This is a genomic window from Chitinophaga sancti, from assembly GCF_034424315.1.
In the GTDB taxonomy this organism is placed as follows: domain Bacteria; phylum Bacteroidota; class Bacteroidia; order Chitinophagales; family Chitinophagaceae; genus Chitinophaga; species Chitinophaga sancti.
Genome location: NZ_CP139972.1, coordinates 4,178,049 through 4,191,084, shown reverse-complemented (window position 1 = coordinate 4,191,084; position 13,036 = coordinate 4,178,049). Strand labels below are relative to the sequence as shown.

Annotated in this window: 9 protein-coding genes; 1 reads left to right on the top strand and 8 read right to left on the bottom strand. The window is 46.2% G+C overall.

The features are described 5' to 3' along the window. The first annotated feature begins 42 nt into the window (after positions 1–42). Complete coding sequence (locus tag U0033_RS16040; RefSeq protein ID WP_072359428.1) at positions 43–852, top strand: hypothetical protein; 810 nt, start codon at positions 43–45, stop codon at positions 850–852. A gap of 61 nt (positions 853–913) precedes the next feature. On the opposite strand, the gene U0033_RS16035 is transcribed toward U0033_RS16040, so the two are convergent. From U0033_RS16035 to U0033_RS16000, 8 genes are all read right to left on the bottom strand, one after another. Further along, positions 914–4,060, bottom strand: coding sequence for an efflux RND transporter permease subunit (locus U0033_RS16035; protein ID WP_072359426.1), 3,147 nt, complete (start codon positions 4,058–4,060; stop codon positions 914–916). A gap of 16 nt (positions 4,061–4,076) precedes the next feature. Next, positions 4,077–4,382: a DUF190 domain-containing protein gene (locus tag U0033_RS16030; RefSeq protein ID WP_072359424.1), complete on the bottom strand. Its 306-nt coding sequence runs from the start codon at positions 4,380–4,382 to the stop codon at positions 4,077–4,079. 17 nt (positions 4,383–4,399) lie between these two features. Beyond that, positions 4,400–5,425, bottom strand: a complete 1,026-nt coding sequence (locus U0033_RS16025) for an efflux RND transporter periplasmic adaptor subunit (RefSeq protein ID WP_072359422.1) — start codon at positions 5,423–5,425, stop codon at positions 4,400–4,402. A gap of 2 nt (positions 5,426–5,427) precedes the next feature. Further along, a complete protein-coding gene (locus U0033_RS16020) occupies positions 5,428–6,684 on the bottom strand; it encodes a TolC family protein (RefSeq protein WP_072359420.1) in 1,257 nt (418 codons plus the stop codon). A 323-nt stretch (positions 6,685–7,007) separates the two neighbouring features. After that, on the bottom strand, positions 7,008–7,211 hold the full coding sequence (gene xseB, locus U0033_RS16015) for an exodeoxyribonuclease VII small subunit (protein WP_072359418.1): 204 nt from the start codon (positions 7,209–7,211) through the stop codon (positions 7,008–7,010). Further along, positions 7,189–8,643, bottom strand: a complete 1,455-nt coding sequence (gene xseA / locus U0033_RS16010; protein WP_072359416.1) for an exodeoxyribonuclease VII large subunit — start codon at positions 8,641–8,643, stop codon at positions 7,189–7,191. Before xseA ends, xseB begins: the two co-directional genes overlap by 23 nt. 359 nt (positions 8,644–9,002) lie before the next feature. Next, complete coding sequence (locus tag U0033_RS16005; protein WP_143150672.1) at positions 9,003–10,943, bottom strand: transcriptional regulator; 1,941 nt, start codon at positions 10,941–10,943, stop codon at positions 9,003–9,005. Further along, the gene (locus U0033_RS16000; protein ID WP_245801750.1) at positions 10,904–12,634 is read right to left on the bottom strand and encodes an ABC transporter ATP-binding protein; all 1,731 of its coding nucleotides are present in this window, start codon (positions 12,632–12,634) and stop codon (positions 10,904–10,906) included. Before U0033_RS16000 ends, U0033_RS16005 begins: the two co-directional genes overlap by 40 nt. Between the last annotated feature and the right edge of the window lie 402 nt (positions 12,635–13,036).

Below are 13,036 nucleotides of genomic sequence, written 5' to 3'. Positions count from 1 at the left end.
TTTTAATACTAACATATTAATAGAAGTCCTTATTTTTGAACCATGACAAAGAAGAGTGTAATTTTCACATTTGCCAGCTTTATTTTTGGAGCTTCGGCGTTTGCTCAGAGTAAAACTACGGTAGGAATCCTCCGTTTTCAGTCCGGCGCTTCTCAGAATACGAACAATGTAACTGCTATACAGGATGCCGTTACAGATGTATTCCTGAAAAACAAGCGTTTAACAGTGGTTGCTCAAACTGATACTTCTTTTGAACAATCCAAAGCGGCTGGTGCTCAAATTATTATCTCCGGTAATATCGCGAAAGCGACGATGGAGATGCAACAGAAGAATGTACCGATTGTAGGTATGACCAACACAAATGTGGCGGAAATATCCTTTACTTTGAATGTGACAGATGCAGGGCGTGGTGATGTAATCGCTACCACGACTGTGAATGCCACTGGAAAAGGGAAAAATGCGTATGATGGCGCGATCAGTGACGCGAAGTCACAGGTAGAGAAGTTTATGAAGGAAAACTTTAAGCTGACAGTATCCATCGCGGAAATTGAGAATAAGAATAGCCTGGGTGCTGCTACTTCGGTGCTGATAGCCGGTGGAACCCGGTTAAACCTGAAAGTAAATGATGAATTCAGGGTGTATGAGGTAACAGAGATTACGGTAGATGGAAAGGTAATGCTGAGAAAGAAGACGCTGGGAAAGATTGTTGTTACGAAAGTAGAAGATGAGAATTTCTCTGTAGCAAATGTGATAGAAGGTGGTGTGGATATTACGAAGAAAGTGGGAGAGAAAGCGAATCTGAAATGTGAGTTGGAAAATGAACCTTCAGGCTCGTTCTGGAAGAAGAACTAATCAGCCATATTATTATTTAAAAAGCCCTTCGCATCATGCGAAGGGCTTTTTTTATTGTTCTCTATTCTATTTCGTCATCTTTACTTACTGTCTTTGCTTTCCTGTTTCTTTCCACCCATGTATACAATGGTGGTATTAACAGTGGTGCAAAGATCAGGGTACTAGTCAGACCACCGATGATCACTGTTGCCAATGGGCGCTGTACATCGGAACCGATACCTGAGGAAGTAGCTGCGGGAATCAGACCTGCAATGGCTACGATCAGGATGGATAACAATGCGCTCAGCTGCTCTTTCGCACCCAGGAATACGCTGGTCTGCAGGGTATGATCCGGTTTTTCGCGTAGCCGGTTGATGGCTGAAACCAGGAGTACCCCTGCCATTACCGAGATACCGAAGATGCTCACAAAGCCCACACCGGCAGATACGTTAAAGTGATATCCACGAATCAGCAGGGCTACAATACCGCCTGCCAGTGCAAAGAGGATACAACTTACAGTTACAACCGTTTGCGGCATATTTCTGAAGAGGATAAACAGTACCAGGAACACCATGATGATTGTAAGTGGAATGGTGAATGATAATTGTTTACCCGCACGTTCCAGGTTTTCATACTGACCACCATAGATAATGGAGTAACCTTTTGGTATATGCAGCTGTGCATTGATCTTTTCACCTACTTCATTTACAAAACCACCCTGGTCACGGCCACGGATATTGGTTCTCACGGTCACCATACGTTTACTGTTGTAACGGTAGATGTTCGTTTGCCCCTGTACGTAACTGATATCTGCCAGCTGGTTCATTGGGATCAATGCACCTGTAGCTGAAGGAACCTGGAGGTTTTTCACAGATTCGATCGTACTGCGTTCTCCTGGTGTATAGCGGATGACGAGGTCGTAACGCTTGGTTCCATCATATAATGTAGAGATGGTTTTACCGCCGATCGCGGCTTCGATCATGCTTTGGATATCGGCCACATTGATACCGAAACGGGCGGCATTTTCACGGTTAATATTGATCGCAATCTGTTCCTGCGGACCTTCCTGCTCAATATTCACAGACTCAGAGCCCTTCATGTGTTTTACGATATTGGCAATGGTATCTGCTTTTGCCCGCATCATGGTGAGGTCATCACCTACGATGGAGATGGCGAGATCTGCCGCACTACCTGTTACAATTTCCATTACCTGGTCAATGATTGGCTGACCGGAAGAGAATTTCACAGAAGGCATGGCTTTTTCCAGGTCATGCCTGATGTCAGTGACCAGTTGTTTTTTTGAAATCGTATCACTCCAGAGTTTGTATTCTTTCAGACCTACCAGGATCTCATTACGGTTTGTAGGGAATGGATCCGTACCATCGTCATTACGACCGGCCTGAGTGATCACGAATGCAATTTGTGGATATTTAGCAATTACTTCCCTGATCTTAGGTGAGTATTTCGCATTCTCCTGGATGGTGATACCGGCAGGGAAGTTACCACGGAGGAAGATAGAACCTTCATCCAGTTCTGGTAAGAACTCAGAGCCTAAGTTAGCACCAAATAATACTAAGAGCACTACTACTGCGAAGCCTGCCAGTACCGTCGTTTTAGGACGTTTCAGTGTCTTGCCCAGGAGTTTTCCATACTGTTTGCTGAGGAAGTCCAGCACAATGTTTTTGTGCTCCTTCATCGGCTTATCAGTATTATTAAATGCCTTCTTAAATGCAAAGGAGATCAGCACCGGTATGAGCGTGAGGGCAGCCAGCATAGAACCGATTACGGCAAATGCCAGGGTCAGCGCCATTGGTGAGAACAGTTTACCTTCTACACGTGTCATCAGCAGGATAGGCATATAAGCCAGGATGATGATGGTGACGGAGAAGAAGATTTCACGGCCAACTTCCTGAGAAGAGCGGAGGGTGAGTGCGATGATACCCCGTTTCTTTTCTTCTGGTGGTGCCGTTCTGTACGTTCGTATCAAGTGCTCTGCCATCACGCAGGCCCCATCCACGATGATCCCAAAGTCGATAGCACCGAGTGAAAGAAGGTTTGCAGGAATACCTGTTAAACGCATTAATATAAATGCGAAGAGCAGGGAGAAAGGAATGGTGAGCGCTACTACCAATGCACTTCTCAAACTACCCAGGAAGAAGATCAGGATGATCACTACTATAGATACACCTTCTAACAGGGTATGACCTACGGTTTCCAGTGAGTGGTCGATGAGGAAGCTACGATCATAGAGTGTACGGAGGTGTACGCCTTTGGGCAGCTCATCTCTTTCCAGGTCTTTGATCCTGTCTTTCAGGATCTTCAGCACCTCACTCGGGTTCTCGTATCTGCGCAGCAGGATGATGCCTTCTACACCATTGCTTACATTCGTTTTTGTAGCGTTGAATGTATAGCCCATTACACCACTGGGGGGTGGAGGTGCTACTTCTACAGTGGCTACATCGCGAAGATATACCGGGCTACCATTGGCAGCTTTCAGCACGATGTTGCGGATGTCGTTTTCTGTTTTTACGGCACCGAGACCGCGTACTGCAAATCCCTGTTCACCACGGCTGATCACGTTACCGCCTGTATTCTGGTTGTTCTTTTGCACAGCGCCGATCACATCTTCCAGGGTCAGGTCATATTTACGCAGTTTATCAGGTGATGTTAGGATATGAAACTGTTTCAGCGGGCCGCCGAAGGTGGTGATATCTGCGATACCGGGTACCTGCAGGAGATAGGGTTTGATCACCCAATCCTGGAGGTCACGTATTTCCGTAGGGGTGTAACCGGGAGGTGCTTCTACTACATAGCGGAGGATTTCACCAACGGCAGTAGTGAGGGGCGCGAGTTCCGGGGTGACGCCATCCGGGAGTTCTGCGGTAGCCAGTCTCTCATTTACCTGCTGGCGGGCAAAGTAATCGTCCGTGCCATCGGTGAAAGTGAGCTGTACTACGCTGAGACCGAAGATGGTACGGCTACGGCGGTCAAGCACATTCGGGGTGTTTTGCAGTGCCCTTTCAATAGGAATGGTCACTTGTTGCTCTACCTCTTCAGCAGCGCGGCCAGGATATTGTGCCACGATGATGACGTTGGTATCAGCAATATCCGGGTAGGCTTCAATCTTCAGCTGGGTAAAACACCAGTAGCCGATACCCATCAGGCCAAGTCCCATGAGGATGACAACCCACCTGTTTTTTAAAGAGAATATTAAAAGGTTACGAATCATTGTCGGATAATTTCGGTCAAATCTGGAATCGTTCTACTTTGGTGGTTACGATGAACCCGCTGGTGACGCGTTTGCGTAGTTCTTTCAGCGTGTGCAGCACTTTTTCTTCTTCATCGATGAAGGTGATCATGATAGGTGGTTCATCGAAACTGAAGATGCTGTCAGGGCGTTTCAGCTGATGATGTTCCCCAAATCCGATAACTCCGCGGAAGGCAGTAGCGCCGGCTACTTTTTGCTTGAGCAGGAATTGTACGATGTATTCATACAGGGGCTGTGAGCCATGAACTTCATCTTTATCTATATAGATCTGTGCTTGTAACATTGTGGTTTAGGTTTTTATTAGTATCCGAAACTTAAGCCTTTGAGTTGCATCACACCTTTGATCACCACATTGTCGCCATTCTGAAGGCCGTTATATACTGCCACGCGGTCGCCGATTTGCTGACCTGTGCTGACTTGTTTTCTGATGAAGGTGGTAGGGTTTGTTTTTACAAACACATAATTCACACCTTCAGCTGTAATGAGTGCATCTCTTGTCACATTGATGGAGCCAGCAGCACCTGCTTTATTGCCGGCAGTAACCGTGAAGTTCACCATCGCAAACATACCCGCGCGGATCTCTGAGTCCGGGGCTGAGAGCCGGATACGCAGTTTCACCATACGGGTAACGTTGTCGATGACATCAGCGATGGCTTCTACTTTCCCGGCAAGTGGTTTGTCAGGGAATGAAGAAAGTATAACAGTGCAGGCTGTTCCTTTACTTACGTTGCTCAATTGTGTTTCAGGAATATCGCAGATCACGAAGGCATTGCCGGGTGCTGTAGCACGGAGAATTTCAGGATCGAAACCACCTGCTTTCAGACCGGATTCATGTTGGATGAGCTGTGCTTTTTCGTTGGCGAGGTTTGTTTGTTCCATGGCCAGGTTTGATTTAGCTTCCAGCAGGTCCTTGCCGGAGGCGGCACCATGATCGAAGAGGTCCTGTGTGCGATCGAGTTCTATTTTACGTTGCTTGATATTGATTTCTTCAATGTGGTTCACATTGATCTTATGTTGCACCAATTGGGTATAATCGCTTTCCAGGTCTGGATTGTCGAACAGCACTACATTTTGTGCGCCTTCCTGTGAGCGGACAACTGCCGCTGCTACCTTACCCGGAGCATGCAGGGTACCACTCAGGGTGGAATCGCCTACGGGTTCGGTGAGGAAGAAGTTGGCAGAAGCAGTATCCGGGAAGCTGATCTGCTGGCCATTGTTAGTAATGGCCGGACCGGGATCGTCCGTCACTTCTTTTTTGTGTTCTTTCTGACCACATCCTGCCAGCAGGAGGGAGGCCACTAAAAAATATCCGGTAATGCGTTGCATAATTATAATTGATTTATAAGGCCCGTAGCGAATAAAAGTTGAATATAGCTTTGATAGTAAGATTGCAGTGCATCGTAGTACAGTCCGCGGGTATCGTACCAGTTACGTTGTGCATCGAGGAAGTCGATGATGGTGGTACCACCACGAAGGTAAGCATACTTTACATTGTCCAGGATCTGTTGAGACTGGGAGAGGATACCGCTGAACTTAGCCAGGTTTTGCTTTTGCAGCTGGTAAGTATTGTAAGTGGTGGTTACTTCTGTCTGAATGGTGCGCTGGGTGGTGCTCAGTTCCTGGTTTGCCTGTTGTGCCAGTACGTAAGCTTTTCTGATCTGCCCCTGGTTCCTGTTAAAGAAGGGAAGGTCGATGGCGGCATAGAAGCCGAGGTAAGGCACGGAATTTTGCGGGTTGTAGATGAAACCTACCTGAGGTTGAGGTACAGCCAATGTTTTCTGATAGTTGACATTGCTGTTACGCTCGTCGATGGTGCTTTTTGCGAGCACAACATCGGCGCGGTTCTCCATGGTTTGCGCGATGAGGCTATCCAGGGTAGCATTGGGAGCCAGTGTCTGTACATCGCTCAGGGTATCGATATCTGCCATGGTAGAGATACCTGTGAGGAGGCGCAGGTTTTGCAGCTCGTTCATGTAATCCTGCTGGAAAACGCTTAGTTGCAGGTTGTACTGGTCCTGCAGTACTTTGGTACGGGCAAGATCTGTTTGTGTGATCACCTGGTTTTTGTAGCGCAGTTCATTGATCTTAACGAGGGTGTCGAGATTGCTTTTGCTGTCCTGGAGGAGGGCGAGTCTCTTTTTGAGCACCCAGCAGGAGATCCAGCTACTACCCACGTTGAGGGAGAGGTTGCGTACATTTTCCTGGTATTCATTGTCCGCCATTGTAACGTCCTTTGTGGCTGTTTCAATTTTGTACTTGCGCTGGTTGGGCCACTGAATAGGTTTCGTGAGCTGGTACCATACCTGTCGGTTTGAGCTGGAGGACCAACGGGTATTGGGGGCGAAGTGAGCAGAATTGACCAGTTGTAAGGTCTGGTTATTCAGGTTGGGATTAGGCCGGAGTTTGGCGGTAATGACGTCTGCCTGTGCGGCAGCGATGTTCATGTATTGCGCCTTAAGCACCGGGCTGTTTGTTCTGGCGGTATCGATGGCCGCTGCCAGTGTGAAGTTGGTTTGGGCGACAGCAACATAGTGTATACATGTGAGTACACTGGTTACTACAGCCAATAGGAAGAGCTTCTTCATGTGATGCTGTTTGTCCGCATTTTATTAGTCAATAATTGCAAATTTCAATAATGGGCTGAATGGTTTAAAGACGGGCGGTTGATTTTAACCCGTTTTTAATTAAATTATTAAAAAGAGAATAACAGATTTTGAGGGGGAAATGTTTGGTGGGCGGGGGATTGGTGGGCTGGGGTACTTAAAGTGAGCTTAAAAATGAAAGGGATGAGGGTTACCTTTTTGAGGGGGATGGGGGCGAATTTTTTGAGATTTGCCAAAGGCGAATCTCAAAAAATTCGCGGGGCTGGTTTTCGGCGGCTGTTGAAAGGCGCCGAAAACCAGCCGTTTTATTGGGTGATGGTCATTTGCTGGATGATGTTTTCGACTTCGGCTTCGGTAGCACGGAGACGGGTCTGGCAAAAGGTGATTAATTCAGAGGCCCGTTTTACGCGGGCTGCGAGCACATCTACAGAAACGGATTCTGTTTCTATTTCCCGGGCTATCTGTTGCAGTTCTTTATAAGCTGCTTCATATGTGAGATTCGTTTCCATTATTAGATTCGTTTCCTTCTTTGTTGATTGATTGAATAGTGGCCTGTACGGATGCATCTGCCATCTGTACGGTAATGTCTTCTCCTGGTTGTAAGGCGCTGGCATTTGTAATCAGCTTGCCCTGGTGGTAGACCAGTGCAAATCCTTTTTGTAATAAGGCCGTTGGGCTCATGATGCGTACAACGGTTTCGTGGTGCTGTAGCTTTTGTTGCTGTTGTTGCAGCAATTTGCGGCTAAAGGCATGTATGTTTTGCCGGAGGTAGGATAAGTCCTGCAACCTCGAGGCGGTTAATTGTTTGGGTTTGGATAATACTTGTCCGGAGAGCTGTATCATCCCGTTCCTTTGTTTTAATAGCAGGTGGCGGGCTTGCTGTGGTAATAGCTGCCGATACCTGATCAGGCTTTCTTTTTGCCTGATCACAATATCCCTGCTTCTGTTTATGATTGCATTGTTGAGGGCAGACAATTGTTGTTGTTTGCCGGAGACAGATTGTTGTAGGCGAATGATCAGTTGTTTTTGGGTACTGATCAGTGCATCTTCAAACTGCCTGTTATGTGCTATGATCAGTTCTGCTGCGCGGGTAGGCGTTTTGGTAGCAGTATGTGCCATCATATCGGTGATGGTTTCGTTTTTATGATGGCCGATACCGGTGATGACAGGGATTGGAAACCCTGCTACTGCTTTACCCAGCTGGTATTGATCAAAGAGTAAGAGATCTGTTTGTGCGCCACCCCCTCTGATGATCACCACTGCATCATACTGTTTATTAGCATCTTCTACTGCCTGGAGCTGAGCGCATACCTGTGCGGCATTTGCTTCGCCCTGTACAGTGGTGAAGAAATTGTCCGTATGAAAAATATACCCGTGTGCGTTGGCCTGGAGGGTATGCATAAAATCCTGGTAGCCGGCAGAAGAAGGAGAGGAAATGACGGCGATCTTTTGCAATACGGCGGTGAGGGAGAGCCTTTTATTGCGTGTCAGATAGCCATCAGCTACCTGTTGAACAATATCTCCACACTCGGTGACGAGGCGCTGTAAGGTGGCTTGTTTCTGCTGTTCCAGCTGGCCGATGGTGTAGCTGGGGTCAATATCCAGCAGCGACAATTTAAGGCCGTATACAGCGTGATATTCCACCTGTACCTGGATCAGTACATGCATGTCATTGCCAAAACGTTGTCCGGTAGTGGCTTCGAAATCCCTGATCCGGTTGCTGCCATTTCCCCATGCGGCAGCAGAGATTTTGGCCGTTAGCTGGTGGGTGCGGGGATCTTTTTCAACCAGGTCAAAGTAGTGATAGCCTTTGGCAGGGTAGAAAGAATGGCTGGTGATGTCGGCCACGACCCAGCTGCTTTGACGGGAGAAGGCGTTTTTAATAGCGCCCTGAATGTGGGCCGTCAGCTGTGATAACGTTATGTATTGTTGCGTACTCAAAGTGGAGACAAAGGTAGTAACAAAAAACGACTGCCTGGAAAGGTAGTCGTTTATAATAATTCCACGTTATGAAAACAAATCCATAAAAAGCTTCAGGCGGCTTTTTATATCTATGAACAATATTAGGAAGATGCTTACTTAAATCAGTTAATGACTAGTTAAACTATTCAGCATTAACATTTTATTAATCATTGGCGGGCGGGGCGGTTTGGAGAATAGAGGCGATCGGCTGTTTTTTATATGGGTATTGATGGGCAACGAAAAATCGCTTTTACCTTGGGCAAAAGCGATTTCTTGGGGGTGGCCTGTGGCCGGACTTTAATGATGTTGACCGCGTAGGATGTTGACTGCCTTGGATGCTAAACTAAAGTTGAGAGGAATAAGTCGAGACTTTCATCCTTTTGCAGGTTTAGTTTTTGTTTCAGGCGATACCGCGCCATTCTGATGCTTTTTGCTTCTACGGCCAGGCGGGAGGCAATTTCTTTATTGGTCAGCCCCATTCTTATGTAGGAACAATATTTTAAATCTAATCTTGTAAGATTCTCTTTTGCTTTTTGTTGTAAGCGATTGAAAAACTCGGGATCAATTTCTTTGAAGTCAGCTTTTGCAGCTTCAAATTCTTCATCCATTTTCCGGCTGTCTGTAATGATGCGATCCATTTGTCGTAATAAAGGATCTCCGCCGGAAATGGTGGTGATCTTTTTCTGTAATGACTGCAATAATTCGTTCTTCTCTTCTACCTGTAATGCGCCTGCGAGCAGTTCTTTTTGCAGGCGATCCTGGCGTTCCTGCATGAGTAATTGTTCTGCTTCCAGTCTGGCTCTCTCTTCTGCTTCCAGTTTTAATTGTAACTGTGCATCATGTTTTTCCAGTTCCAGCAATTGTTGGTTTTGCAGGCTGGATCGTAGTCTGAAGTGGTAAGATCTGAAGAAGAAAATTAGTAATAGTACTGCAGCGATGGCAAGTGAAATGTAGAAGAAATTTAATTGTTTATTAAAGGCTGCTTTTTGTTGTAGTAATTGTAATTCCCTGTCTTTTTTTTCTGCTTCATATTGGGCGCCCAATCGTTTGGCTGTAGCCAGTCTTTCCTTGTCAAAAGCCTGTTGGTAATAGTCAATATATTGTTTGTAATACTTCAGTGCTTTCGCTGTATTGCCCTGTTTTTCGGCAACGCTGGCCAGGGCCTGCATGATATGTGATTTTACCAGGGCTCCGCCGGCAGGATAACTTTCTATTGTATAAAAGGCAGTCAGTAATAAGTTTTCTGCTTCTGCGAGATTTCCTTCTGCTACTTTCATATCGCTTAGCATACCATAGCAGTTGGCTAGGATCTCCTGTTGGTCTGTGGCTTTTGCATAATCGGTGGCCAGGTATAAATAATGCAGCAAGCTATCCTTTTGCTCCGGCCAGAATTCTGCAAACATATTGGCGGTATTCAGTGAGAGGATGGCGGGAGCACTACGGGTGACTAATCTTCCATTTTGTGACCTGATAATCTGCAATGCCATCCTGTTACAATACAGGGCAGAGTCAAGCAGGTATTTATGTGCAGCATCTTTATTTTCTCTGTACCGGTATTCCAGGTAGGTAGCCAATGCCTGAAAGCCATTCACCAGGTCATCAGGTTTTTGTGTTTGTATACTTGTGGATAGTGCTAAGCGTGCATATTTAGCTTGTCCATCCAAATCATTCCAGTCACCATAGGTAGCCGCTGTGAAGTAGTAGATAACCGGCTCGCAGGTCAGTGTCTTTTGTCCGTCTAATACCCGCAGGGCTTCGAAGAAATAATGAACGGCACTATCTTCCCGTTGTTGGATAATATAGAGCCAACCTTTACGGTAATACGCTAATCCGAGTGCCTGCTTATCGCCTGATTTACGGGCAAGGCAGAGGGCACTGTCCATAGCTTTTGTTGCCAGTGAAAAGCTGTCATTGAGGGCATATTGCTGTGTAAGATTGCTATATACATTTGCCTTGTACTTCAGGTCTTTCAGGCCAGCGGCCAAGGCGAGAGCCTGTTGATTGAGTACGATGGCCGACTTCATATCTTTGTTTCCGGTGATACGCGCCATCATGGAGGTTCCTGTTACCCGGTCTTCCAGGGCCAGGTCCTTGCGTGACAATAAGTTTTGTAGTGAATCAATGAGAATTGTCTGTGCATAAACTGGCATTTGCAGGCACAGTAATGCAATCAACAGGATATGGTATTTACTTTTTTGGGCCATATGACAAAAATAATGAGTATTCACGAGTATTTCACTCAACTGATCATTCTTCTCTCTCCAATTTGCTGTCGCCACATGGCATAGTATAATCCTTTGATTGTCAATAATTGTTCATGGGTTCCTGTCTCTACGATCTTCCCTTTTTCCAGCACATAGATAATATCCGCATGCATAATTGTGGATAACCTGTGGGCGATGAGAATATTTAATTGCTCTCTGCTGGCCGATATAGACCTGACTGTTTCTGTAATAGCCTCTTCTGTCAGCGAGTCGAGTGCGGAGGTGGCTTCGTCGAAGATCAATAATCTCGGGTGCCGGATCAATGCCCTGGCAATTGAGACGCGTTGTTTTTCACCTCCTGAGAGTTTGATTCCTCCTTCTCCCAGTAATGTATTCAGGCCATGTGTAGATCTTGTAAGTAGTGGAGTTGCCGCGGCTTTGCGCAGGGCTTCGATCATTTCTTCTTCCGTTGCATCTGGTTTTACAAACAATAAATTATCCCTGAAGGTTCCTGCAAACAATTGTGTCTCCTGTGATACAAATCCGATCTGCCTGCGTAACTGATTGTAATGAATTTCGTCTGATGCCACATCGTTGAAATAGATGTGCCCCGAAACGGGTTGATACAATCCCAGTAATAGTTTTACCAAAGTTGATTTTCCAGAGCCTGATGGACCCACAAAGGCGATGGTTTCCCCCAGTTGAGCCTCAAAACTAATATCGTCCAGGGCATTTTGTTCTGCTGTCTGGTGGCGGAATACAATGTGATCAAAGCGGATCTTTTCCAGTTCTCCCAGTAATACGGGCATGTCGGGTTTTTCTTCCACAGGTTTCTGCATCAGCTGATCAAATAGCAGGAGTGAGCCTTCTGCCTCCCTGTAAAAGAGAATGATATTCCCTAATTCCTGTAAGGGGCCAAAGATGGTAGCAGAGATGAACTGCATGGCTATAAGTTCGCCGGTGCTGAGCACTTTATGAAATATCAGCCAGAGGAGTATAAAGAGGATTGATTGCCGCAGCAGGTTCAGGGTGGTACCCTGTAAGAAAGAAAGTGTTCTTACCCGTTTCACCTTTTTCATTTCCAGGTCGAAGATATTCCGGGTGAAGATGCGTAATCTCCTGATCTCAGGAAAGGTCAATCCCAGGCTTTTTACGAGCTCTATATTGCGTAATGACTCTGTGATAGAGCCGGATAGTTGTAGCGTTTCTTTATTGATGCTACGCTGAATTCTTTTCATTTTTCTGCTGAGTGCACTGGTCATTGTACCTAACAGAGCCACCCCTACGAAAAACACGGGTACCAGCATCCAGTTCTTATGAAATGCATACCAGGTGAGTACACTAATACCTACGAGTGATGAAAAGAGGACGTTGATAAATGCGTTGAAAAAGCGTTCTGTATCGTTTCTTACTTTTTGCAGGAGCACGACGGTTTCCCCACTTCTTTGTTCTTCGAATTCCTGGAAGGAGAGGCGGAGGGTTTGTTTCAAACCATCATTGAAGATCTGCATACCGAAGCGCTGTACGATCAGGCGCATGACAAAGTCCTGGAAGGAGCGGGCCAGTCTTGCGACCATTGCGACGGCAACTGCGATGCCTAACCAGAATAATACACCTTTAATTAAAACTATTTCTGTTCTGTCGCCGGGGTGTAATGCATAATTGTCAATGATTTTACCAAAGATAATAGGGTCATATATGGTAGCCACCTGGGCGATGCCTGCGAGCACCAGGGAAAGCAGGATCATCCAGCGATGAGGGCGCATGTATTGCCAGAAAATTTTCATGCGAATACAGGCGGCAAAAATTACACCATGCTGTTAGTTTTTAAGGCTGGCTGGCAATATGCCATATTTTTTGCGGAAGGTGACAATTCTGAAAAAAGGGTGCCTTTTGCCGGACAGCATAGTGATTCCTCTGTCCGGAAAGGGAGATAACCCGCAGATAACCCGCAGATATCCCGCCTATAAGCCGCCTATAACCCGCATCTTAAAAGAGGCGGGATATAGGCGGCTTATGTACGGATCATTCCGGGCTCAGCTCTATCATTGAGGTATCACCAGCCCTATTTGTCAGTGACAATGATCTATTTCCCAAAATCACTTTAATCTCCTGCTGCTCAATTCACTTCAAAATATTCCACGACCTGTTTTTGAGTAATATTATAT